General features: G+C 72.3%; 24 protein-coding genes. 16 read left to right on the top strand and 8 right to left on the bottom strand.

What is annotated here, in order from left to right; genetic code table 11:
* The first annotated feature begins 136 nt into the window (after positions 1–136).
* The 3 genes from I3F54_RS01340 to I3F54_RS01330 all read left to right on the top strand — a co-directional run bounded on the left by I3F54_RS01340 (position 137) and on the right by I3F54_RS01330 (position 2,662).
* Positions 137–733: a DUF5998 family protein gene (locus tag I3F54_RS01340; RefSeq protein ID WP_240116646.1), complete on the top strand. Its 597-nt coding sequence runs from the start codon at positions 137–139 to the stop codon at positions 731–733.
* Complete coding sequence (locus I3F54_RS01335) at positions 733–1,926, top strand: alkaline phosphatase family protein (RefSeq protein WP_240116645.1); 1,194 nt, start codon at positions 733–735, stop codon at positions 1,924–1,926. Before I3F54_RS01340 ends, I3F54_RS01335 begins: the two co-directional genes overlap by 1 nt.
* 85 nt (positions 1,927–2,011) lie before the next feature.
* Complete coding sequence (locus I3F54_RS01330; RefSeq protein WP_240116644.1) at positions 2,012–2,662, top strand: thymidine kinase; 651 nt, start codon at positions 2,012–2,014, stop codon at positions 2,660–2,662.
* 89 nt (positions 2,663–2,751) lie between these two features.
* Here the strand turns inward: I3F54_RS01330 and I3F54_RS01325 are convergent, their stop codons facing one another.
* Positions 2,752–3,555, bottom strand: coding sequence for a VOC family protein (locus I3F54_RS01325; RefSeq protein WP_240116643.1), 804 nt, complete (start codon positions 3,553–3,555; stop codon positions 2,752–2,754).
* A 297-nt stretch (positions 3,556–3,852) separates the two neighbouring features.
* Here I3F54_RS01325 and I3F54_RS01320 point away from each other — a divergent pair, with 297 nt between their 5' ends.
* On the top strand, positions 3,853–4,704 hold the full coding sequence (locus I3F54_RS01320) for a sulfurtransferase (RefSeq protein ID WP_240116642.1): 852 nt from the start codon (positions 3,853–3,855) through the stop codon (positions 4,702–4,704).
* Positions 4,705–4,992: 288 nt separating this feature from the next.
* Here I3F54_RS01320 and sepH read toward each other — a convergent pair whose 3' ends face one another.
* A complete protein-coding gene (gene sepH, locus I3F54_RS01315; RefSeq protein WP_240116641.1) occupies positions 4,993–6,027 on the bottom strand; it encodes a septation protein SepH in 1,035 nt (344 codons plus the stop codon).
* 501 nt (positions 6,028–6,528) lie between these two features.
* On the opposite strand from sepH, the gene I3F54_RS01310 reads away from it, so the two are divergent.
* Positions 6,529–7,404, top strand: coding sequence for a hypothetical protein (locus I3F54_RS01310; RefSeq protein WP_240116640.1), 876 nt, complete (start codon positions 6,529–6,531; stop codon positions 7,402–7,404).
* Here the strand turns inward: I3F54_RS01310 and I3F54_RS01305 are convergent.
* Together I3F54_RS01305 and I3F54_RS01300 are read right to left on the bottom strand one after the other, a co-directional pair.
* Positions 7,328–8,626, bottom strand: coding sequence for a D-arabinono-1,4-lactone oxidase (locus tag I3F54_RS01305; RefSeq protein ID WP_374205836.1), 1,299 nt, complete (start codon positions 8,624–8,626; stop codon positions 7,328–7,330). The genes I3F54_RS01310 and I3F54_RS01305 overlap by 77 nt on opposite strands.
* The gene (locus tag I3F54_RS01300) at positions 8,607–9,845 is read right to left on the bottom strand and encodes an MFS transporter (RefSeq protein ID WP_240116638.1); all 1,239 of its coding nucleotides are present in this window, start codon (positions 9,843–9,845) and stop codon (positions 8,607–8,609) included. The genes I3F54_RS01305 and I3F54_RS01300 overlap by 20 nt, the downstream gene beginning before the upstream one ends.
* Positions 9,846–10,055: 210 nt before the next feature.
* Here I3F54_RS01300 and I3F54_RS01295 point away from each other — a divergent pair, with 210 nt between their 5' ends.
* Positions 10,056–11,183 (top strand): ferrochelatase, encoded by a 1,128-nt coding sequence (locus I3F54_RS01295; protein WP_240116637.1) that lies wholly within the window; start codon positions 10,056–10,058, stop codon positions 11,181–11,183.
* 8 nt (positions 11,184–11,191) lie between these two features.
* Positions 11,192–12,007 carry an inositol monophosphatase family protein gene (locus tag I3F54_RS01290; protein WP_240116636.1) on the top strand — a complete coding sequence of 272 codons (816 nt, stop codon included), beginning with the start codon at positions 11,192–11,194 and terminating at the stop codon, positions 12,005–12,007.
* A 101-nt stretch (positions 12,008–12,108) separates the two neighbouring features.
* Here I3F54_RS01290 and I3F54_RS01285 read toward each other — a convergent pair whose 3' ends face one another.
* Entirely contained in the window at positions 12,109–12,282 is a 174-nt protein-coding gene (locus I3F54_RS01285; RefSeq protein ID WP_240116635.1) for a hypothetical protein, read from the bottom strand.
* 451 nt (positions 12,283–12,733) lie between these two features.
* Between I3F54_RS01285 and I3F54_RS01280 the strand changes: the two genes are divergently transcribed.
* From I3F54_RS01280 to I3F54_RS01265, 4 genes are all read left to right on the top strand, one after another.
* Complete coding sequence (locus tag I3F54_RS01280) at positions 12,734–13,387, top strand: response regulator transcription factor (RefSeq protein ID WP_003993508.1); 654 nt, start codon at positions 12,734–12,736, stop codon at positions 13,385–13,387.
* Positions 13,388–13,393: 6 nt separating this feature from the next.
* Positions 13,394–14,635: a HAMP domain-containing sensor histidine kinase gene (locus I3F54_RS01275; RefSeq protein WP_240116634.1), complete on the top strand. Its 1,242-nt coding sequence runs from the start codon at positions 13,394–13,396 to the stop codon at positions 14,633–14,635.
* A gap of 393 nt (positions 14,636–15,028) precedes the next feature.
* The gene (locus I3F54_RS01270; protein ID WP_205384670.1) at positions 15,029–15,325 is read left to right on the top strand and encodes a DUF4193 domain-containing protein; all 297 of its coding nucleotides are present in this window, start codon (positions 15,029–15,031) and stop codon (positions 15,323–15,325) included.
* Between the two features lie 13 nt (positions 15,326–15,338).
* A complete protein-coding gene (locus tag I3F54_RS01265) occupies positions 15,339–16,358 on the top strand; it encodes a hypothetical protein (protein ID WP_240116633.1) in 1,020 nt (339 codons plus the stop codon).
* 21 nt (positions 16,359–16,379) lie between these two features.
* Here the strand turns inward: I3F54_RS01265 and I3F54_RS01260 are convergent, their stop codons facing one another.
* Positions 16,380–16,841, bottom strand: a complete 462-nt coding sequence (locus I3F54_RS01260; RefSeq protein WP_240116632.1) for a DUF3093 domain-containing protein — start codon at positions 16,839–16,841, stop codon at positions 16,380–16,382.
* 113 nt (positions 16,842–16,954) lie between these two features.
* Here I3F54_RS01260 and I3F54_RS01255 point away from each other — a divergent pair, with 113 nt between their 5' ends.
* The 5 genes from I3F54_RS01255 to I3F54_RS01235 all read left to right on the top strand — a co-directional run bounded on the left by I3F54_RS01255 (position 16,955) and on the right by I3F54_RS01235 (position 20,156).
* Positions 16,955–17,539 carry a PaaI family thioesterase gene (locus tag I3F54_RS01255; protein WP_240116631.1) on the top strand — a complete coding sequence of 195 codons (585 nt, stop codon included), beginning with the start codon at positions 16,955–16,957 and terminating at the stop codon, positions 17,537–17,539.
* Entirely contained in the window at positions 17,536–18,096 is a 561-nt protein-coding gene (gene dut / locus I3F54_RS01250; protein WP_240116630.1) for a dUTP diphosphatase, read from the top strand. Before I3F54_RS01255 ends, dut begins: the two co-directional genes overlap by 4 nt.
* A 1-nt stretch (position 18,097) precedes the next feature.
* Positions 18,098–18,856 (top strand): DUF3710 domain-containing protein, encoded by a 759-nt coding sequence (locus tag I3F54_RS01245; RefSeq protein ID WP_240116629.1) that lies wholly within the window; start codon positions 18,098–18,100, stop codon positions 18,854–18,856.
* 181 nt (positions 18,857–19,037) lie between these two features.
* On the top strand, positions 19,038–19,436 hold the full coding sequence (locus I3F54_RS01240; protein ID WP_240116628.1) for an OB-fold nucleic acid binding domain-containing protein: 399 nt from the start codon (positions 19,038–19,040) through the stop codon (positions 19,434–19,436).
* Positions 19,437–19,439: 3 nt separating this feature from the next.
* Complete coding sequence (locus I3F54_RS01235) at positions 19,440–20,156, top strand: DUF3159 domain-containing protein (RefSeq protein WP_240116627.1); 717 nt, start codon at positions 19,440–19,442, stop codon at positions 20,154–20,156.
* 230 nt (positions 20,157–20,386) lie between these two features.
* Here I3F54_RS01235 and I3F54_RS01230 read toward each other — a convergent pair whose 3' ends face one another.
* Positions 20,387–21,058 carry a TrkA family potassium uptake protein gene (locus tag I3F54_RS01230; protein WP_240116626.1) on the bottom strand — a complete coding sequence of 224 codons (672 nt, stop codon included), beginning with the start codon at positions 21,056–21,058 and terminating at the stop codon, positions 20,387–20,389.
* Complete coding sequence (locus I3F54_RS01225; RefSeq protein WP_205384680.1) at positions 21,058–21,729, bottom strand: TrkA family potassium uptake protein; 672 nt, start codon at positions 21,727–21,729, stop codon at positions 21,058–21,060. Before I3F54_RS01225 ends, I3F54_RS01230 begins: the two co-directional genes overlap by 1 nt.
* Between the last annotated feature and the right edge of the window lie 80 nt (positions 21,730–21,809).

Below are 21,809 nucleotides of genomic sequence, written 5' to 3'. Positions count from 1 at the left end.
GTCGTCCCCCCGTCCTGCGGCCGTCGCCCGGAGGGAGGCCCCCGGGGCCGGAACGGACGACGGTACGACGGCCCTGCCGTGCGAACGGCCCGGGTTGCTCCTGACTGGCCCGGACCGGCCCCGCACGGGGATTAGGATGGACGCCATGGCCAAGACCAGTACGACGACCCAGGGGCTGCGTGCGGCGATCGAGCGCAGCGGCTACTACCCGGCCCTCGTGGCCGAGGCGGTGGAGGCCGCCGTGGGCGGCGAGCCCATGCGGTCGTACCTGGTCCACCAGGAGACGACGTTCGACCAGAACGAGGTCCGGCGGCACGTGACCGTGCTCGTCCTCACCGACACCCGCTTCATCGTCAGCCACACCGACGAACAGGCCGCCGACACCACCTCCCCGACGCCGTACGCCACGACGTCCACGGAGTCCGTGAAACTGGGCCGGATCTCCTCCGTGGTGGTCAGCCGCGTCGTCGCCAACCCGGAGTCGTACACGCCGGGCACGCTGCCGCGCGAGGTGGTGCTCACCATCGGCTGGGGCGCCGTCTCCCGGATCGACCTGGAACCCGCAGCCTGCGGCGACCCCAACTGCGACGCCGACCACGGCTACACGGGCAACTCGACGGCCGACGACCTCAGCCTGCGCGTCAGCGAGGCCGGGGACGGCCCGGAGACGGTGCGCCAGGCGCTCGCCTTCGCGCAGGCCATCTCCGAGGCGACCGCGGACGCCTCCCGCTGATGGCGCAGCCCACCGTCTGGGACCACCATCCGGAGCCCCTCGCGCCCGCCTCGGCACCCGTTCCCGAATACGGCACCGGTTCGCTCGCGGACCTGCTGCCCACCCTCGCCGCGGGTATGGGCGTACCCGGCACCACCGCCGCCATCCCCGAGCTGACCCCCGCCGACCGCAACTGCGTGTTCCTGATCGACGGGCTCGGCTGGGAGCAGCTGAAGGCGCACCCCGAGGAGGCGCCGTACCTCGCCTCGCTGCTGGCGAGTTCGCGCGGCGGCACCGGGCGCCCGATCACCGCCGGATACCCGGCCACCACCGCCACCTCCCTCGCGTCGGTCGGCACCGGCCTGCCGCCCGGCGCGCACGGTCTGCCCGGCTACACCGTCCGCAACCCGGCCACCGGCCAGCTGATGAACCAGTTGCGCTGGCAGCCCTGGACCGCGCCGCGCCCCTGGCAGCCGTACCCGACGGTCTTCCAGCTCGCCCACGACGCCGGTGTGCACGCGGCGCAGGTGTCGTCCCCGACCTTCGAGAACACCCCGCTCACCAAGGTCGCGCTCAGCGGCGGAAGGTTCCACGGACGGCTCACCGGCGAGGAGCGCATGGACCTCGCGGCCGAGCAGCTCGCCGCCGGTGACCGCGCCCTGGTCTACACGTACTACGCCGAACTCGACGGCGCCGGCCACCGCTTCGGCGTCGCCTCCGACACCTGGCGCGGCCAGCTGATGTACGTCGACCGGCTCGTGCAGCGGCTCGCCGAGCAGCTCCCGCCGCGCACCGCGCTCTACGTCACCGCCGACCACGGCATGATCGACGTGCCGTTCGGTGAGCAGCACCGCATCGACTTCGACGAGGACTGGGAGTTGCGGGCGGGCGTCGCCCTGCTCGGCGGCGAGGGCCGCGCGCGGCACGTCTACGCGGTGCCCGGCGCCGGGAACGACGTCCTGACCTGCTGGCGCGAGGTGCTCGGCGAACAGTTCTGGGTGGCCTCGCGGGACGAGGCGATCGCCGCGGGCTGGTTCGGCCCGCGCGTCGACGAGCGCGTGTACGCGCGCATCGGGGACGTGGTGGCCGCGGCCCACGACGACGTCCTGATCATCGCGTCGGAGCGGGAGCCGAAGGAGTCGGCCATGGTCGGCAACCACGGTTCGATGACCCCGGCGGAGCAGCTGGTCCCCCTCCTCGAAGTACGCTCCTGACACTCCGCCCCCACCACCGAAGCCCCCGCGAACCGCTGCACCGGACGTCCCGCCGGTCCCGTTGCCGAAAGGTGCTCATCCCCCCATGCCCGAGCTGGTGTTCTTCTCCGGAACGATGGACTGCGGGAAGTCGACGCTGGCTCTCCAGATCGAGCACAACCGCTCCGCACGCGGCCTCCAGGGCATGATCCTCACGCGTGACGACCGCGCGGGCGAGGGCAAGCTGTCCTCCCGGCTCGGTCTGGTCACCGACGCGGTGGAGGTCGAGGACGGCATGGACCTGTACGTGTACCTCGTCGACCACCTCTCCCAGGGCCGACGCGCCGACTATGTCATCGCGGACGAGGCCCAGTTCCTCGCACCGGAGCAGATCGACCAACTGGCGCGCGTCGTCGACGACCTGGAGGTGGACGTCTACGCCTTCGGCATCACCACCGACTTCCGCTCCAAGCTGTTCCCGGGCTCGCAGCGCCTGGTGGAGCTGGCCGACAGGGTCGAGGTGCTCCAGGTCGAGGCCCTGTGCTGGTGCGGCGCCCGCGCCACGCACAACGCCCGCACGGTGGGCGGGGCCATGGTCGTCGAGGGCGCGCAGGTCGTCGTCGGCGACGTCAACCAGTCAGTGGACGAGGTCGGGTACGAGGTCCTGTGCCGTCGCCACCATCGGCGCCGCATGACGGCCGCGTCGGCCCGCGCGGCGGCACTGTCACCGGACGTGCTGCCGGTCCAGCCGGACTGAGCCGCAGGGTCCCGGCCGCTGCCCGGCCGTCCGGCGGGACGGGACGTTCGAGACGGTCCGTGAGCCGGCGCAGGTACCGTCCCCGCACGTCAGCGCGGGCTCTGCAGGAGCGTGAAGCGCGCTCCCTCCGGGTCGGACACCGTCGCCACCCGTCCGCGGGCGCTGTCCCACGGCGGTGTCAGGACATGGCCGCCGAGGCCGGCGAGCCGCTCGACCGCCTCGTCCGTGTCGGCCACCTGGAAGTACGTCATCCAGTGGGGTCCCCGGTCGCGGGGCAGCGCGTGCCCCACGCCGTGGATGCCGGCGACCGGGCGGCCCTCCACACGCAGGGTGACGTAGTCGACGTCGCCCGAGTCGGCCGGCTCCGGCTCGTAGCCGAAGACCGTTTCGTAGAACTTGGCCACGCCCACCGACTCGAACGTCAGCAACTCGTTCCAGGCGGGGGTGCCGGGCAGCCCGGTGACGGCCGTACCGCGGAGGGACGCGGCCTGCCACAGGCCGAAGACCGCACCGCTGGGGTCGGAGCCGATCGCCAGCCGGCCGGCGTCGGCGGCGTCCAGTGGGCCGACACCGACGGTGCCGCCGCACAGCCGGACCGTCTCGGCCGCATGGTCCACGTCGTCGGAGGCGAGGTAGGGCGTCCAGGCGATGGGCAGTTGACGGTCCGGGGGCAGCTGGCCGACGCCGGCCACCTCGTGCCCGTCCAGCAACGCCCGCGCGTACGGGCCCAGCTGCCGAGGGCCGGGTCGGAACTCCCAGCCGAACAACCGGCGGTAGAAGTCCTCGGTCGCGTCCAGCCCGTGCACCATCAGACTCACCCAGCAGGGCGTGCCGGGCGCGTACCGCGTGTGCGCCTCGCCGTTACGGCCGGCCGTCCCCGGTGCCTCGGTCATCGTCACTCTCTTCTCGGCCCCTCGCGGCGGCCGTCGTCGCTTCCGCTCTCCGGACCCCCGTGCCGATGCTCGCACCACCGTGGCGCCGCGCGCTCCGGGCGCGCCGCCGGGGGAGAGGCGCTGCCCGCACGGCGGCCGTGGTGCGGTGCCCCGTCGGCTTCCGTGTGCGTGCCGGCGGATGGTGATCGGCTGTACAGCATGTGCCCGATCCCGTACGCCCGGTGATCGAGCCTGTCCGGCCGAGCAGAGTAGCCGGACACGGACGCTGCGGCCACCCCGTACGCAAGGATGGTGACCATGAAGGCCATCATCTCCGCATCCGAACTCGCCGACGAGCTGGCGGACGGCGACCCGCCGGTACTGCTCGACGTCCGCTGGCAGCTCAGCCTCGCCAAGGCGGCGGGGGAGCCGCCGTTCGACGGCCGCGCCGCCTACGCCGCCGGGCACCTCCCCGGCGCCGTCTACGTCGACCTGGACGCCGAGCTGGCGTCCGCGCCCTCCTCGGCGGGCCGGCATCCGCTGCCCGACCTGGAGGTGTTCGGCGCCGCGATGCGCCGGGCGGGCGTGTCGGTGGCCCGGCCGGTCGTCGTGTACGACGGCGGGCTGGGCTGGGGCGCGGCACGCGCCTGGTGGCTGCTGCGCTGGGCGGGTCACCCGGACGTGCGGGTCCTCGACGGCGGGTTGCCTTTGTGGGAGGGCGAGTTGTCGACCGGCGTCCCCGATCCCGGGGAGGGCGACTTCCGTCCCGGGCCGGTGGGGGGCGGGCTGCTGGACGCCGACGGCGCCGCCGCACTGGCCCGCTCCGGGCTGCTGCTCGACGCCCGCGCGGGGGAGCGGTACCGGGGCGAGGTCGAGCCCGTCGACCGGGTCGGCGGCCACATCCCGGGCGCGGTCTCGGCACCCACCACCGACAACGTGGCTCCGGACGGCCGCTTCCGGCCCGCCGGGGAACTCAGGGGCCGCTTCAAGGAGCTGGGAGCCCTTGACGGTACGGAGGTCGGTGTCTACTGCGGCTCGGGCGTCTCGGGGGCGCACGAGGTGCTCGCGCTGGCCGTGGCCGGCGTCCCGGCGGCGCTCTACGTCGGCTCCTGGTCGGAGTGGTCGTCGGACCCGTCCCGCCCCGTCGCCGTGGGACCGGATCCGCAGTAGGGGTCCGGCAGGTGGGTGCGCGGGGGAGGGATCCACGTTCCACACATCGGGCGGGTCGCCCACGAGGGTGAACGGCTCGGTCAGCTCCTCCGCCGATCGCGCCGCGGCCCACGTCGCGCGGTCGGCCACCGAGCCGATCCGGCGCCGCCGCTGCCAGGCTGGAGCGCGGTGGTGTCGGACCGGCCGGTCCGACACACCGGTAACGCCGCTGCCGCTGGGGCACACGAGCCCACCCCTACCACCTCCGGCACGCCGCGGAAGGGGGCCGGCCGTGGGGATGCGGCCGGTCTACTCCTGCTTCTTGCGGCGCGTCCCGAAGACGATCTCGTCCCAGCTGGGCACCGCGGCACGGCGGCCGGGGCGGACACCGTCGGCCTCGGCCTGGCGGTCGGTCGCCCCGATGAGGCGGTCGCGGTGGCTGCTGATGGAGCGCGGCATCAGGACGTCCGCGTAGGCCGACCCGGCCGAGGCGGCCGGCGCCGGGGGCTCCTCCTCCGCAGCCTCCTCCTCGGGCTCCTCCGCGGATTCCGCAGGGCGCTCCGGCACCACCAGGTCGCCCCGGAAGCTCGGAACCGCCTCCAGCAGGCTGGTCAGCGAGTCCCGTTCGGCCGCGGTCTCCTCCTCCTCCGGCTCGGCCGGGGGGGCGGGCAGGGCCGGCCGTTCCCGGTCGAGGGAGCGGTCCAGGGGCCGGTCGCGCGGCAGTCTGGCGATGCGGGGCACGAAGGGGAAGCTGGGTTCCGGGGCGGCAAGGTCGTCTGACTCGCCGATCAGCGAGCGCGCCTCGTCGTCGACGGCCTGGACGAGCCGCCGGGGCGGGTCGTAGGTCCAGCTCGCCGAGTGCGGTTCGCCCGCGACCCGATAGACCAGCAGGACCTCCCAGGTGCCGTCGTCACGGCGCCAGGAGTCCCACTGGACGGTGTCCTTGTCGGCGCCGCGCAGCAGCAGCCGCTCCTGCACCGCCTCTCCGAGCTGGGGTCCGGTGTTCTCGCCGGGCCGGCGGACGGGCGTCTTGCGGGCCCGCTCGGCCATGAAGGCGCGCTCGGCGAGCACGGGGCCCTCGAAGCGCCGCACCCGGTCGACGGAGATGCCGGCCATCTGCGCGACCTCCTCCGCGGTCGCGCCGGCGCGTATCCGCGCCTGGATGTCGCGGGGGCGGAGATGGCTCTCCACCTCGATCTCGATCTGACCGAGCCGAGGGCGGTCGCCGCGCACGGCGGCGCGGAGCCGTTCATCAATCGGAAGCGTGTACTCCGTTGAGTCCGCAGCCTTCAGCACCAGCCGTGTGCCGTCATTCGAGACGGCCACGACACGCAGTTCGGGCATGGGGACCTCCCGGGTGGTGCCTGCCGACGTCACGTGCGTCGCTGCTTCCGCTAGTCGAGTGTGGCCTGCCCGGGTGCAGCCTGCCACAACCTTGCCGAGTTGCCCGGCGTGTCGGGCGCGGGCCCTGGATCGCCGTTATGGCACGGTTACCGGTTCGCCACGCTAAGTGACCAACCTCGTCACCCTGTGCAACTAGCCCCCTCCTGGCGGTCCGGCGAGGCTCCGGGCACCCTGACGGGAGACCGGACCCAGGGCTCGCAACAGTACTCCATTTGGGCCACGTGCGCGGATTGGCGCGCCGCCCGACTTCCGGCAAGGGGGCGGACTCGGTCGTCCCGTTGAGGGTTTCCCTGATCTTGAGCGTGGCGTACTTCACGCAACCACCTGAACCGGAACCATCGGTTCTGTCCGAACGTCCCCTTCTTGTGCGGTTGGTTGACCATATGCCGATTGCTGATCAAGTGACGGGTCTCGTACGGGAAGGGCAGGCAGGGTTCGGGTATGCGCGAAAAGCCCGATGGCGACGACGAGTTCAGCGCGGCGGGTGCCGCAGCGGACGAAAGGGCGCGGAGGAGGCGGATCGACCTCAGCGTCCCGCAGGTGGCCGGCAGTGCCGTGGCCGCGGTGGTGGCCGCCAAACTCGCCTCCTCCTTCGGCGTGTACGGCACGATCCTCGGCGCCGGGGTCGTCAGCGTCATCGCCACCTGCGGGGGCTCGGTCTTCCAGCACGTCCTCACCCGGACCGGCGAGCAGATCCGCGGGACCCCGGGTGCGGCCGGGTCGGCACGGTCGGCGCCCGGGGTGCCGGACGCGTACGCCGGGACGACGCCGCCCCGCGCACCGGACGCGTACGGCGAGGCGACGGTCCACCGCGCGCGGGCCGGGCGACGGCGCAGGTCACTGGTCGCCGCCGCCCTGGTCTTCGCCGTGACCATGGCCGGCATCACCGCCTACGAGCTGGCGTCCGGCAGCAGTTTCAGCGGCGGCGGGGGAACGACCGTGAGCGACGCCCTCACCGGAGGGAAACCGTCGTCCTCCGGCTCCGCGGACACCCCCGAAACCCCGGATTCCCCCGACCCGTCCGGCCACCCGGCCCCCTCGGGGCCGGCAGGCCCGGCCGACTCCGGCTCGCCCGTGCCCCGTTCACCCTCCTCACCGTCCGGGGAACCCGGCGGAGGGCCGGTTTCCCCGGACGCGTCCCCGTCGGACGGCGGGGGCGACGACGGTGCGACCGGCAGTGCCGTTCCGGAGCCGGACCCGTCCGGCACCGGCTCCTCGGGAGGCGGTCCCGGAACCTCCGCTACGCCCCCAGCACCCGGCGCAGATAGCCGTTCTGGAACAGCCGCTCCGGATCCAGCCGGTCCCGCAGGGCCGTGAACTCCCCGAAGCGCGGATAGACCCGGGAGAGGTACTCCGCGTCCCGGGTGTGCACCTTGCCCCAGTGCGGCCGCCCCTCGTGCGCGGTGAAGATGTGCTCGGCGGCGGTGAAGTACCGCTGGTAGGGCGTGCCCCGGAACATGTGGACGGCGATGTAGGCACTGTCCCGGCCCGACGCCGTGGAGAGCGTGATGTCGTCGGCCGGGGCGGTACGCACCTCGACGGGGAAGCTGACGCGCAGTCCGGAGCGGTCCACCATCGCCTTCAGCTCGCGCAGCGTCTCCACGACGGCCGCCCGGGGTACGGCGTACTCCATCTCCACGAACCGCACCCGGCGCGGCGAGGTGAACACCTTGTAGGGGATGTCGGTGTAGGCCCGCGCGGACAGGGCCCTGCTGGAGATCCGGGCGATCGCCGGGATCGTGGCGGGCGCGGCCCGGCCGATCCAGTTGGCCGCCTGGAAGACGCCGTTGGAGAGGAACTCGTCCTCGAACCAGCCCGCCATCCGCCCCATGGGCTCGGCCGGACCGGTGCTGCGGTTGTTCCGCTTGGTGTTGGTGCTCCCGGTGTGCGGGAACCAGTAGAACTCGAAGTGCTCGTTCTCGGCCCACAACTGGTCGAAGTCGGCGAGCACCCGATCGAGGGACATCGGTTCCTCGCGGGCCGAGAGGAGGAAGACCGGCTCCACGGCGAAGGTGATCGCGGTGACGATCCCGAGTGCGCCGAGGCCTGTGCGGGCGGCCGCGAAGACCTCCGGGTTCTCCTTCTCGGAACAGGTGAGCACCGAGCCGTCGGCGGTGACCAGCTCCAGGGCCCTGATCTGGGCGGCGATCGAGGCGGATTCGCGTCCGGTGCCGTGCGTCCCCGTGCTGGCGGCGCCGGAGACCGTCTGCTCCATGATGTCGCCCATGTTGGTCAGCGACAGCCCCTCGCGGGCCAGCGCCGCGTTGAGCCGCTTGAGCGGAGTGCCGGCCTCCACCGTGACGGTCATGGCGTCCCGGTCGATGTTGCGGATGCCCGTCAACAGGTGCGGCCTGATCAGGACTCCGTCGGTGGCCGCGATCGAGGTGAAGGAGTGGCCCGTCCCGACGGCCTTCACCTTCAGCCCCTCCCCGGCCGCCTGCCGCACGGCGGCGGCCAGCTCGTCCACGGAGGCCGGTTCCACCTCCCGTGCCGGGCGGGCCGAGACATTCCCGCCCCAGTTACGCCACGTGCCGTTCATCCGCCTCGCTGTGCTGCTCAAGGGTGCCTCCCCGACACGGAACCGGCCTGCTCAGCCGGCGGTACCCGAGGAAACCGACCGCGACCGCGACGGCCCCGGAGGTCACCGGAACCCCGTACCCGGCCCGCGCGCCGGCCGTGTCGATCACCCAGCCGGCCACGGACGAGCCGAGCGCGACGCCGACCGCGAGCCCGGTGCTCACCCAGGTCATCCCCTCGGTCAGGTGCGCGCGTGGTACGTGCTCTTCGACGAGGGACATCGTCGTGATCATCGTGGGTGCGACGGACAGGCCCGCGACGAAGAGCGCCACGGCCAGAAACGGCAAGTCTCCGACCAGTAGGAGGGGGATCATACTCACGGCCATGGTGCAGACGCCCAGCAGCCAGCGGCGTGCGGGCGCCCCGGTGAAGCGCAGCAGGCCGAACACGAGGCCCGCCGCGCAGGATCCGGCCGCGTACAGCGCCAGCACCACGCTCGCGGCACCCTTGTGGCCCCGCTCGTCGGCGAAGGCCACGGTGACCACGTCGACGGCCCCGAAGACCGCACCGGTGGCGGCGAAGGCGGCCACCAGCACCTGGAGCCCCGCCGAGCGCAGCGCCGTCCCGGTGCCGTGACGCGCGCGTGGATGCGGCACGGGCTCGGTGGCCCGCTGCGCGGTCAGCAGGAACACGCCGGCCGCCAGGAAACACGCCGCGAGCAGCGGCCCGGCCTCCGGGAACCACGCGGTGGACAGCCCGATGGAGACGATCGGCCCGAGGACGAAGCAGACTTCGTCGACCACGGACTCGAACGAGTACGCGGTGTGCAGCCGCGGCGTGCCCCGGTACAGGGCGGCCCAGCGGGCGCGGACCATCGCCCCGAGGCTCGGCACCGCTCCGATGCCGGCGGCGCACAGGAACAGCAGCCCGTCCGGCCCGCCGCGGTGCGCGGTCAGCAGCAGCCCGGCCGCGGAGGCCAGTGCCACCGACGTCGCGGGGCGCAGCACCCGGCGCTGCCCGTGCCGGTCCACCAGCCGCGAGATCTGCGGCCCGACCACGGCGGCGGACAGCGCGATGGTCGCCGACAGCGCTCCCGCGAGGCCGTAGCGCCCGGTGAGCTGGGAGATCATGGTGACCACGCCGATGCCCGTCATCGACAGCGGCATACGGCCGAGGAACCCGGCGGCGGAGAAGCCCTTGGAGCCGGGTGCGGCGAACAGGGCGCGATAGGGGCTGGGCACGGGATCTCCGGGGGGTCCGGTACGGTGGCGGGCCGTCGCGTAAGGTGCGAACGAGGCCGATACAGCTTACGGTCGGGTGGCCCGCGCGCACCCGCGTTTTTCCGCCGGCGCCCGGTCGTACCGGTGTGCTGCCCGGCGACGCACCCGGTCCGCCCCCTCCCGCCGCCCCGCCGTTTCCCGGCCGTCGGTGCCGGGTGGCAGGATCGAGTCATGCCAGACGCGCTCGATGCCACTCCCTACGACGCCCTGCTCCTGCTCTCCTTCGGCGGCCCGGAGGGCCCTGACGACGTGGTCCCGTTCCTGGAGAACGTGACGCGGGGGCGCGGCATCCCCAAGGAACGCCTGAAGGAAGTCGGCCGGCACTACTTCCTCTTCGGCGGAGTCAGCCCGATCAACGGCCAGAACCGCGCCCTGCTGGACGCCCTCCGCAAGGACTTCGCCGACCACGGCCTGGACCTGCCGGTCTACTGGGGCAACCGCAACTGGGAGCCGTACCTCACCGACACGCTGCGGGAGATGGTCCGGGACGGCCGCCGCCGCATCCTGGTGCTGGCCACCAGCGCCTACGCCTCCTACTCGGGCTGCCGCCAGTACCGTGAGAACCTCGCCGGCGCGCTGGCGACCCTGGAGGCGGAGGGCCTCGTACTGCCGCGGATCGACAAGCTGCGGCACTACTTCAACCACCCGGGCTTCGTCGAACCGATGATCGACGGTGTGCTCCGGTCCCTCGCCGACCTCCCCGACGACGTCCGCACCGGCGCGCACATCGCGTTCACCACCCACTCCATCCCGGTCTCCGCCGCGGACGACTCCGGCCCGGCCGCGCACCACGGGGACGGCGGCGCCTACGTCGAGCAGCACCTCGACGTGGCCCGGCTGATCGCCGGCGCCGTCCGCGAGCGCACCGGCGTCGACCACCCCTGGCGGCTCGTCTACCAGTCCCGTTCCGGTGCCCCGCACATCCCGTGGCTGGAGCCGGACATCTGCGACCACCTCCAGGAGCAGCACGCAGCCGGCGTCCCGGCCGTCGTGATGGCCCCCATCGGCTTCGTCTCCGACCACATGGAGGTCCTGTACGACCTCGACACCGAGGCCGGCGCCAAGGCCGGGGAACTGGGCCTGCCGGTGCGACGCTCGGCCACCGTGGGCGCCGACCCGCGCTTCGCCGCCGCGATCCGCGAGCTGATCCTGGAGCGCGCCTCGGCCGAACGCGGGCAGGACGTCGTCCCCTGCGCCCTCGGCGCGCTGGGGCCCAGCCACGACGTCTGCCCGGTCGGCTGCTGCCCGGCCCGCGCCCCCCGCCCCGCCGCCTGCGGCGCCGACAGCCCCTACGCGTGAGGAGAACCGTGACCGACCCCCTGTACACGGACCTGCTGCGGCTCGCCCGGGAGGCCGCCCACCGGGCGGGCGAACTGCTGAGGGACGGCCGCCCGGCGGACCTCGCGGTCGCCGACACCAAGTCGAGTCCCGTCGACGTCGTCACCGAGATGGACATCGCGGCGGAGAAGCTGATCACGGGCCTGATCTCCGAACGGCGCCCCGACGACGGCATGCTCGGCGAAGAGGGCGCCGCCACCGCGGGCAGCACCGGCGTCCGCTGGGTGATCGACCCGCTCGACGGCACCGTCAACTATCTCTACGGCCTGCCCACCTGGGCCGTCTCGATCGCGGCCGAACAGGACGGCGAAACCGTCGTCGGGGTCGTCGCCGCCCCGATGCGGGGCGAGACCTACCACGCGGTCCGCGGCGGCGGCGCCTGGGCCACCGATGCCCGGGACGGCGAGCGCCGGCTGGTCTGCCGCCCCGCGGCACCGCTCGACCAGGCACTGGTCTCGACCGGCTTCAACTACGTCGCCGACGTCCGGGACCACCAGGCCGGGGTGGCCCGGCGGCTCATCCCGCTCGTGCGGGACATCCGGCGCAGCGGCTCCGCGGCGATCGACCTGTGCGACGTGGCCGCGGGTCGCCTCGACGGCTACTACGAACGGGGTCTGCACCCCTGGGACCTGGCGGCCGGTGACCTGATCGCCCGGGAAGCGGGCGCGCTGACGGGCGGACGCCCCGCGGAGCGCCCCGGAGGCGAGCTGACGGTCGCGGCCACCCCGGCCGTCTTCGAACCGCTCCAGCGGCTGCTCGAGGACTTCGGCGCCTGGCACGACTGACGGACCCCGGCGGGCCGACCGGTGGACGCCGACGGGCCCGAGGACGCAGCAGACCCCCGGCGCTGGATTCGCCGGGGGTCTGCTGTCGTGCTGCGGGTCGATCAGACGCTGTAGGTGCCGACCTCCACTCCGTGTTCGGCGGCGAGGCGGTGCAGGTCGTCCAGTTCCGACTGCTCCACCTCGACAAGGAAGTCGTCGCCCTCGTCACGCGCCCGCGTCAGGTCGGACTCGGTAGCCCTTATGCGCTGCAGAAGTCCTGCCGTGAATGCGTCCATGCTGCGCCCCCTCGTCCTGGGTCGTGGGTCGGTGGCACGGGGGTGTGCCATTGGGAAGGGGCGATCACGTCTCCGTAGGTGCCCAGCGCTGCCCGGCCGGGCGGCGACGGTGCCGGACACCCACGCCCACTCTGCGGAAGCGGATCGCGGCGTACCGCATGGTGCTGCGGCACAAGCAGAGCGTGATCGCGGGGTGTAAAGCCGTCCTCCCCCAGCGGACGCACGGGGAAACCTGGGCGGGTCGAGAAATCTTCCCGCGCCCGCAGCCGCCCGCGTGTGCCGACGGCGGTGGCCGGAACCCCACGGGTGGGTTCCGGGACGGCCGGGCGCGACCGTCTTACAACCGGTTTACGGGCGAACGCGGCAGGATGGAGGCGTAGACCCCCGGTACGAATTCCGCCAGTGCGCGCCCACGCGGCGCGCTCGGCGGCTTTGAGGAAGGACTAGCGACGTGCGCGTACTCGTCGTCGAGGACGAGCAACTGCTCGCCGATGCGGTGGCCACCGGACTGCGCCGGGAGGCCATGGCGGTCGACGTCGTGTACGACGGTGCGGCTGCTCTGGAGCGCATCGGCGTCAACGACTACGACGTGGTCGTCCTCGACCGCGACCTCCCGCTGGTGCACGGCGACGACGTCTGCCGCAAGATCGTCGAACTCGGCATGCCCACGCGCGTGCTGATGCTGACGGCGTCCGGCGACGTCAGCGACCGTGTAGAGGGCCTGGAGATCGGCGCCGACGACTACCTCCCCAAGCCCTTCGCGTTCAGCGAGCTCATCGCACGCGTGCGTGCCCTGGGACGGCGCACCAGCGTGCCGCTGCCGCCGGTCCTGGAGCGCGCGGGGATCAAACTCGACCCCAACCGCCGCGAGGTCTTCCGCGACGGCAAGGAGGTGCAGCTCGCGCCCAAGGAGTTCGCCGTCCTGGAGGTGCTGATGCGCAGCGAGGGCGCCGTGGTCTCCGCCGAGCAGCTGCTGGAGAAGGCCTGGGACGAGAACACGGACCCGTTCACCAACGTGGTGCGGGTGACGGTGATGACCCTGCGCCGCAAGCTGGGGGAGCCGCCCGTCATCGTGACCGTTCCCGGCTCCGGCTACCGGATCTGACGCGTGATGGCCGCGACACCCGCACCGCCCCCGCCCACGGCACCCCCCAAGCCCACCTGGGACCCGAGGAAACCGGAACTGCCCTTCCCCTGGTTGCGCCCCACCATCCGCATACGGCTCACGCTGCTCTACGGCGGCATGTTCCTGATCGCCGGCATCCTGCTGTTGTCGATCATCTACCTGCTCGCCGCGCAGGCCCTCCACGAGGGCGTCGGCCAGTCCCTCCGGGTGACCGGCACCTTCGACATCACCAGTACGACGTGCCCCGCACTGAACACGGCACCCAACAGCGAGCTCAACAACGTGCTGGAGCACTGCCAGGCCGCGCAGCGCCAGCACGCCCTGGACGACCTGCTCAGCCGGTCCCTGCTGGCGCTCCTCGGGCTCGCCGTGATCGCCTTCGCCTTCGGTTACGCCATGGCCGGCCGGGTGCTGTCCCCGCTCGGCCGGATCACCCGCACGGCACGCGCGGTGGCGGGCTCGGACCTGTCCCGCCGCATCGAGCTGGACGGACCGGACGACGAGCTGAAGGAGCTGGCCGACACCTTCGACGACATGCTGGAGCGCCTGCAGCGGGCCTTCACCGCCCAGCAGCGCTTCGTCGGCAACGCCTCGCACGAGCTGCGGACGCCGCTGGCGATCAACCGCACGCTGCTGGAGGTCCACCTGTCCGATCCGAACGCGCCGGTGGAGCTGCAGCAGCTCGGCAAGACGCTGCTGGCCACCAACGAGCGCAGCGAGCAGCTCGTGGAGGGGCTGCTGCTGCTCGCCCGCAGCGACAACCAGATCATCGAGCGCAAGCCGGTCGATCTCGCCGAGGTGGCCGGGCAGGCCATCGACCAGGTGCATGCCGAGGCGGAGGAGAAGGGCGTCGAGTTCCGGGGCAAGCGCGATCCCGCGGTTCTCCAGGGCAACGGCGTCCTGCTGGAGCGGATCGCGCTGAACCTGGTGCAGAACGCCGTCCGGTACAACGTCCCCGAGGGCGGCTGGGTCGAGGTGACCACCCAGGTCCAGCACGGCCAGGCGGTCCTGGTCGTCTCGAACACCGGGCCGGTGGTTCCGGCGTACGAGATCGACAACCTCTTCGAACCGTTCCGGCGGCTGCGCACGGAGCGCACCGGCAGCGACAAGGGCGTCGGGCTGGGGCTGTCCATCGCGCGGTCCGTGGCGCGGGCGCACGGCGGCCACATCTCGGCCACGCCGCGCGAGGGCGGCGGGCTCGTGATGCGCGTCACCCTGCCTCTCTGAGATCATGCCTCCGACACGCGGGGATGTTCGCTTTGCGCGGAATTTCCGGGGCACCGACCCGGCACCCCCCTGTGTCATCGATCACAAGGAAAATTTTCCGGCCATCCACTCTCCGTGATCACGAGTGGGGATGAAAAGTCGGAAAAGTCCGGGTTTTCGGGGGTCTTGATCACGGGAAGTACACGGTGAGACGCCTTTGAAGTGCGGCGTCCGGACCGTGTACGGTCCCGTTCGCCATCCAAGCCGATCACTCTTGAGGAGTCCGGTTGGGTGTCGATTGAGTAACAGACCTTGATGTGAGGCAAAATCTCCGCCTCGGGTCGGGCACAAGTCCGGCCTCTCACGCGTTACGTGCGCTGGAGACACCGCAGACACCCAGAGGGGGAGAGCGACATGGCAACCGATTACGACACCCCACGCAAGACCGACGACGACGTCGACTCGGACAGCCTGGAAGAACTGAAGGCTCGCCGGAACGACAAGTCGGCGTCCTCGGTCGACGTCGACGAGTTCGAGGCCGCCGAGGGCCTGGAGCTTCCCGGCGCCGACCTGTCCAACGAGGAGCTGGCCGTCCGTGTGCTGCCGAAGCAGCAGGACGAGTTCACGTGCATGAGCTGCTTCCTGGTGCACCACCGCAGCCAGCTGGCGCGGGAGAGGAACGGCCAGCCGATCTGCCGCGACTGCGACTGAGGCCGGGTCGGCCGTGACTGGCTCGACCCCTTCCCGGAAGCGACGCTTCCCCCGGTGGGGAGCGGACTCGGGACCGTCCGACGGTCCCCACGGCGTGCGTGACGACGAGCGAGGCTCACCCGGTACGTCCGATGCGGCGGGACCGGCATCCGATACGACGGATCCGGCACCCGGCAGGACGCGGGCGGCCTCGCTCGAATCGCCCGGCGGCCGGGAGCACCTCCCGGCGCCGACCCAGCCCGAGGGAGGAGCCCCCGAGCGGAGCGCGCCCCCGGCCCGGGCGACGGTGCCCGCAGCACGCACGAGAGCGGCGGCGATCCGGCGCAGAGCCGGTGAACTGGGCCGGGAAGGCGCCCGCAGGAGCGGCAGCCAGGCCCGGGCGGGCCTGTCCTACCTCGTCGACCGCGTCATCGACATCGCCCCGCGCGTGCCCGTACGGGACCTGGCGACCCTCCGCCGGCAGTTCCCCGGCCTCGGGCCCGAACAGCTCGCGGACAGACTCGTGGCGGGTGCCTCGCGCGCGACGTCCACCGTGGGCGCGGGCATCGGCGCCGCCGCCATGCTTCCCGTGCCGCCGGCCATGCCGGCCGAACTGGCCACGGAGATCACCGGCGTCGCGGCGATCGAGCTGAAACTCATCGCCGAACTCCACGAGGTCTACGGCCTGCGGCCGCCCGGCGGACTGAGGGAACGCAGCACCCTGTACCTGCGCTCGTGGTCCGGGGAACGCGGTATCGACGTGCTCAGGCCGTCGACGATCGACGCGGCCCTCGGGGGCCGCATGAAGCGCGAGCTGCGCCAGCAGATCATGAAGCGGCTGGTACGCGATCTGCCGAACCTGATGCCGTTCATGATCGGAGCCGGTGTCGGCGCCGTCCTGAACCGCCGCGAGACCAGAAGGCTCGCCGCGCGCGTCCGGACCGACCTGCGCAAGGCTCAGGTCCCCTGGGACGTCCTCCCCGAGCAGCCGCCGCTGGAGCAGCCCGACCGGCCGCTGGCGCTGGGCGAGATCGCCGGGGAGCTCGGTCACTGACCGAGCGCACCGCCGGACCCCTCAGGCAGCGGCCTTCGCCGCCTCCAGCGCCCGAGCCAGCCGCTCCGGCTCCCGCGTCGACAGGTACAGGTACGGCGTCGGGTCCCCGGAATCGGTGACCTCCACCCGCAGCGCCGTGGGGATGTAGGCCCGCAGGAGCATGAACGCGCGTGTGTCCGCCTTGTAGGTGCGCCACGCACGCGCCTCCTCGGCGTCCAGGGTCTCCGCCGCACCCAGCGCCGTCACCGGGATCTTCGCCTCGCCCGCGACGAGCAGGCCCCCGACCACACGGATGCGGACGGAGCCGTACGCGCTGGCCGTCACGGCCGCGGCGGCGGTGCCGCCGACCAGGCCGCCCAGCGTCGGAAGGGTGCCGAAGGGCACCAGGATCAGCGCCAGGGCGATGCCCACGAGGACGGAGACGAGCCACCACGAGCGGGGGGCGGTGAGGCGTTCTTCGTACGGGGTGGCGGAGAGCTGCATGGAGCCAAGCTTGGCACGATGACCCGATTCCGCCGGGAGCAGGGTGGGCGGGCCGCCGGGTGCAGCGGGCACGGCGGTGGCGGGCTGCGGACGGGCGGGTAAGGTCTGCGCCTGTGAGTGGTACTTCCGCAGCCCTTCAGCCCCCGGCCGACGCCGTGAAACCGGTGCGCCATCCCGAGGCGCCCGCACCCGGCGAGATCCTCGGTGCCCACTACGAACACTGTTTCGGATGCGGCGGCGGGCAACCGCACGGACTGCACCTGGAGGCACGGGCCGGCGAGGGCGTGAGCCTGACCGCCGAGTTCACCGTCCAGTCCGCCCACCAGGGCGCTCCCGGCCTCGCGCACGGCGGGGTGCTGGCCACGGCCCTCGACGAGACGCTCGGCTCGCTGAACTGGCTGCTGCGCACCATCGCCGTCACCGGGCGGCTGGAGACCGACTTCGTGCGGCCGGTGCCCGTCGGCACCACCCTCCACCTCCAGGCCGAGGTGACCGCCGTGGCCGGGCGGAAGATCTACTCGGCGGCGACCGGGCGCATCGGCGGTCCCGACGGTCCCGTCGCCGTCCGGGCCGAGGCGCTGTTCATCGAGGTCAAGGTCGACCACTTCATCGACCACGGCCGCGAGGAGGAGATCCAGGCCGCCATGAGCGACCCCGACCAGGTCCGGCGCACCCGCGCCTTCGAGGTGAACCCGTGAGCCGTGAGCACCGCCGTGAACTCGGTGTGCTCATCCGGCGCGTCGACCCGGACGTACCGCTTCCGGCGTACGAGCATCCCGGCGACGCGGGAGCCGACCTGCGCACCACCGTGGCCCAGGCACTGGCCCCCGGCGAGCGGGCCGTGCTGCCCACCGGGGTGTCTGTCGCCCTCCCGGAGGGGTACGCGGCCTTCGTACACCCCCGATCGGGGCTCGCCGCCCGCTGCGGTGTCGCCCTCGTGAATGCCCCGGGGACGGTTGATGCCGGGTACCGTGGGGAGATCAAGGTGATCGTGGTGAATCTCGACCCGCGCGAGTGCGTGCGGTTCGAGCGCTTCGACCGGATTGCCCAACTGGTCGTCCAGCAGGTCGAGAGGGTCCGCTTCCAGGAGGTCGCGGAGCTTCCCGATTCGGCGCGGGCCGAGGGGGGCTTCGGGTCCACCGGTGGCCATGCCGCGGTGGGCGGCGTGAGCGGCACAAGCGGTCGGGTCGCCGAGGGCGGCCGGACGGGTGGGAATCGATACGCTTCGGTCGTATCCGACCGGGAAGGACAGTGACGTGTTCGGACGTCGCAAGAAGAAGGATGCCGCCGAGGGCGCGGCCGGCGAGGCCGAGCAGGTCGTCGACAGCGTCGACACCGAGGCGGACGACGAGGGCGAGCGCGAGCGCGTGCGCCTGGAGCCCGAGCCGCGGCCCGACGGGCCCTGGGACAGCACCGAGGTGCGCGAGCCGGGCGAGGGCCGGGTGGACCTCGGCGGCATGTTCGTGCCGGGCGTCGACGGCATGGAACTCAGGGTCGAGGTCGCCGGCGACGCGATCGTCGCGGCGACGGTCGTACTGCGTGACAGCGCCATCCAGCTGCAGGCCTTCGCCGCGCCGAAGCGCGAGGGCATCTGGGGCGAGGTGCGTGAGGAGATCGGCTCCGGCATCACCCAGCAGGGTGGCATCGTGGACGAGGTCGAGGGCCCGCTCGGCTGGGAGCTGCGGGCGCAGGTGCCGGTGCAGCTGCCGGACGGCACGGGCGGTTTCCAGGTGGTCAGGTTCGTCGGCGTGGACGGCCCTCGCTGGTTCCTGCGCGGTGTGATCTCGGGCCAGGGCGCGGTGCAGCCGCAGGCCGCCGGTCTGCTGGAGCAGATCTTCCGGGACACGGTCGTCGCCCGCGGTGACGGCCCGATGGCGCCCCGCGACCCCATCGTCCTGAAGCTCCCCAACGACGCCCAGATGGTTCCCGAGGGCGTCCAGCAGGAGGAGGGCTCCCGCTTCTCCGGAGGCATGGGCCAGCTGCAGCGCGGGCCGGAGATCACCGAGGTCCGCTGATCCGTCCACGACGAGGGCCGCATCCCGGTACGGGGTGCGGTCCTTCTCGTGTCCGGCACACCCCTCCGGATCACCCGCCCGGGCTTGCCCCACCGGTGGACGGAGGCCGTCCGCGAGCCGCCGGTTCGGGTGACGGAGCCGGGGGTACGGTGCTCACAGTGCACCCCGGTACGCTTCAGACATGAGTGCTGTTCCTCGTTCCGAAAAGCAGGCGGGCCGGTTCCGGCGCATGCTCGACCGGCTTTCCTCGTCCCAGGCGGAGCTGGAGTCCGAGGAACTGCGGGAGGACGCCGCGACCGCCGGCTGCACCCGGATCGGAGACTGCCAGGACCGACAGATCGTCACGGTTACTGGTACCTTGCGCACGGTCACGCTGCGCCCGCGGGCCGGAGTCCCGGCTCTGGAGGCCGAGCTGTTCGACGGCTCGGGCGCCCTGGACGTGGTGTGGCTCGGCCGGCGCTCCATCGTGGGGATAGAACCGGGGCGCAAGCTGATCGCATCGGGCCGGATCTCGATGAGCCGGGGCCGCCGGGTGCTGTTCAACCCGAAATACGAACTGAGACCGCTCGGACGGGAGTAGCCGGTGACGTCCCTCGACAAGCCGACCGAAGACACTGTGGCGGACGATGCCCGGACCGTGACGGAGGCCGCGCTCTTCGAGGCGTTCGGCGGGGTACGGGGCATGGTCGAGACCGTGCTCCCCGGCCTGCTCTTCGTCACGATCTTCACGATCAACAAGGACCTTCACTGGTCGGCGATCGCCGCGCTGGCAGTGTCCGTGGTCCTGGTCGTGGTACGGCTGGCCATGAAGGACACCGTCAAGCACGCCTTCAGCGGTGTCTTCGGCGTGGCCTTCGGTGTCGTCTTCGCGATGATGACCGGCAATGCCAAGGACTTCTACCTGCCGGGCATGCTCTACACGCTGGGTCTGGCGCTGGCGTACATCATCACCGCGCTGGCCGGTGTGCCGCTGATCGGGCTGATCCTCGGCCCGGTCTTCAAGGAGAACCTCTCCTGGCGGACCCGAAACCCGGGCCGTAAGAAGGCCTACACCAAGGCCAGTTGGGCCTGGGGTCTGATCCTGCTCGCCAAGTGCGCGGTCCTGTTCCCGCTGTACTGGTGGGCGGACACCACCCAGCTGGGCTGGGTGCTGGTCGCCCTGAAGATCCCGCCGTTCCTGCTGGCAGTCTGGCTGACCTGGGTGTTCCTGGCGAAGGCTCCGGCGCCGATCGACGTGTTCGCCGAGATGGAGGCCGCGGAGAAGGCCGAGCGAGAGGCCGCCGTCCGCCCGGGGGAGTAGACAGACCGCCCGCGGCCCCCACACGCCGCCGCACGGACGAACGGCCCGGCATCTGCCACCTCCGCGCACCGCGGCTGTGGCCGCCGTCCCGCCCGCCTCACCAGCCTCTCTCGCCTCTCCTGCCGTCACCGCACCGCTCGGTGCGGTGACGGCCCGGCGACGCGACCACACGAGAGAGGGGGCCCCCGGTCATCGGGGGCGCCCCTCATCGCGCCGTGCCGGAGGGAACGTCAGCCGACGTCCCGGCGCACCGACAGCAGGTCCTCCAACTGCTGCTCCCGGGCCTGCGCAGCCACGAACAGCAGCTCGTCGCCCGGCTCCAGGGAGTCGTCACGGGACGGGGTGAGCACGCGGGTGCCGCGAATGATCGTGACCAGCGAGGTGTCCTGCGGCCACTCCACGTCCCCGACCTGCGTGCCGGCCAGGGCCGACTCCTCCGGCAGGGTCAGCTCGACCAGGTTGGCGTCGCCGTGGCTGAAGCGCAACAGCCGCACCAGGTCGCCGACGCTCACCGCCTCCTCGACCAGGGCCGACATCAGACGCGGAGTGGAGACGGCGACGTCCACGCCCCAGGACTCGTTGAACAGCCACTCGTTCTTGGGGTTGTTCACGCGGGCCACCACACGGGGCACGCCGTACTCCGTCTTCGCCAGCAGCGAGACGACCAGGTTGACCTTGTCGTCGCCGGTCGCGGCGATCACGACGTTGCAGCGTTGCAGCGCCGCCTCGTCCAGGGACGTGATCTCGCAGGCGTCGGCGAGCAGCCACTCCGCCTGCGGAACGCGCTCGACCGAGATCGCGGTCGGCGCCTTGTCGATCAGCAGGACCTCGTGGCCGTTCTCCAGCAGCTCGCCCGCGATCGAGCGGCCGACCGCGCCGGCACCGGCAATGGCGACCCTCATCAGTGACCGCCCTCCTCTTCAGGACCCTGGGCGAACGCCGCCTCCACCTTCTCGACCTCGTCCGCACGCATCATCACGTGCACCAGGTCGCCCTCCTGCAACACCGTCTGCGAGGTGGGCAGGATCGCCTCGCCGAGGCGGGTGAGGAACGCGACGCGGACGCCCGTCTCCTCCTGGAGCCTGCTGATCTTGTGGCCGACCCAGGCGGTCGAGGTGTGCACCTCGGCCAGTTGCACCCCGCCGGTGGGGTCCCGCCACAGCGGCTCGGCGCCCGACGGCAGCAGACGGCGCAGCATCTGGTCGGCCGTCCAGCGCACGGTGGCGACCGTCGGGATGCCCAGGCGCTGGTAGACCTCGGCCCGCCGGGGGTCGTAGATCCGGGCGGCGACGTTCTCGATGCCGAACATCTCACGGGCCACGCGGGCGGCGATGATGTTGGAGTTGTCGCCGCTGGAGACCGCGGCGAAGGCGCCGGCCTCCTCGATGCCCGCTTCGCGCAGGGTGTCCTGGTCGAAGCCGACCCCGGTGACCCGGCGGCCACCGAAGGAGGAGCCCAGGCGTCGGAAGGCGGTGGGGTCCTGGTCGATCACTGCGACCGTGTGCCCCTGTTGCTCCAGGGTCTGGGCGAGAGCGGACCCCACTCTGCCGCAGCCCATGATGACGATGTGCACGACCGTCCTTCCGGTGTCAAGAGTCTCTGACGTGGCGGTAACAGGTTCTCAGACCGGCGACCAAGCTACACAGGGGTGGT

It is taken from the genome of Streptomyces sp. MUM 2J, assembly GCF_022414535.1.
GTDB lineage: Bacteria > Actinomycetota > Actinomycetes > Streptomycetales > Streptomycetaceae > Streptomyces.
This window is presented reverse-complemented; position numbering and strand designations above follow the sequence as displayed.

What these genes read in the sequence shown, in the direction of transcription:
- I3F54_RS01305 (WP_374205836.1), bottom strand. Translation starts at nt 8,626, where the DNA reads ATGAACGGCACGTGGCGTAACTGGGGCGGGAATGTCTCGGCCCGCCCG.
- I3F54_RS01310 (WP_240116640.1), top strand. Translation starts at nt 6,529, where the DNA reads ATGCGCGAAAAGCCCGATGGCGACGACGAGTTCAGCGCGGCGGGTGCC.
- I3F54_RS01330 (WP_240116644.1), top strand. Translation starts at nt 2,012, where the DNA reads ATGCCCGAGCTGGTGTTCTTCTCCGGAACGATGGACTGCGGGAAGTCG.
- I3F54_RS01295 (WP_240116637.1), top strand. Translation starts at nt 10,056, where the DNA reads ATGCCAGACGCGCTCGATGCCACTCCCTACGACGCCCTGCTCCTGCTC.
- I3F54_RS01335 (WP_240116645.1), top strand. Translation starts at nt 733, where the DNA reads ATGGCGCAGCCCACCGTCTGGGACCACCATCCGGAGCCCCTCGCGCCC.
- sepH (WP_240116641.1), bottom strand. Translation starts at nt 6,027, where the DNA reads ATGCCCGAACTGCGTGTCGTGGCCGTCTCGAATGACGGCACACGGCTG.
- I3F54_RS01240 (WP_240116628.1), top strand. Translation starts at nt 19,038, where the DNA reads ATGAGTGCTGTTCCTCGTTCCGAAAAGCAGGCGGGCCGGTTCCGGCGC.
- I3F54_RS01320 (WP_240116642.1), top strand. Translation starts at nt 3,853, where the DNA reads ATGAAGGCCATCATCTCCGCATCCGAACTCGCCGACGAGCTGGCGGAC.
- I3F54_RS01275 (WP_240116634.1), top strand. Translation starts at nt 13,394, where the DNA reads ATGGCCGCGACACCCGCACCGCCCCCGCCCACGGCACCCCCCAAGCCC.
- I3F54_RS01270 (WP_205384670.1), top strand. Translation starts at nt 15,029, where the DNA reads ATGGCAACCGATTACGACACCCCACGCAAGACCGACGACGACGTCGAC.
- I3F54_RS01230 (WP_240116626.1), bottom strand. Translation starts at nt 21,058, where the DNA reads ATGAGGGTCGCCATTGCCGGTGCCGGCGCGGTCGGCCGCTCGATCGCG.
- I3F54_RS01260 (WP_240116632.1), bottom strand. Translation starts at nt 16,841, where the DNA reads ATGCAGCTCTCCGCCACCCCGTACGAAGAACGCCTCACCGCCCCCCGC.
- I3F54_RS01340 (WP_240116646.1), top strand. Translation starts at nt 137, where the DNA reads ATGGACGCCATGGCCAAGACCAGTACGACGACCCAGGGGCTGCGTGCG.
- I3F54_RS01285 (WP_240116635.1), bottom strand. Translation starts at nt 12,282, where the DNA reads ATGGACGCATTCACGGCAGGACTTCTGCAGCGCATAAGGGCTACCGAG.
- I3F54_RS01325 (WP_240116643.1), bottom strand. Translation starts at nt 3,555, where the DNA reads ATGACCGAGGCACCGGGGACGGCCGGCCGTAACGGCGAGGCGCACACG.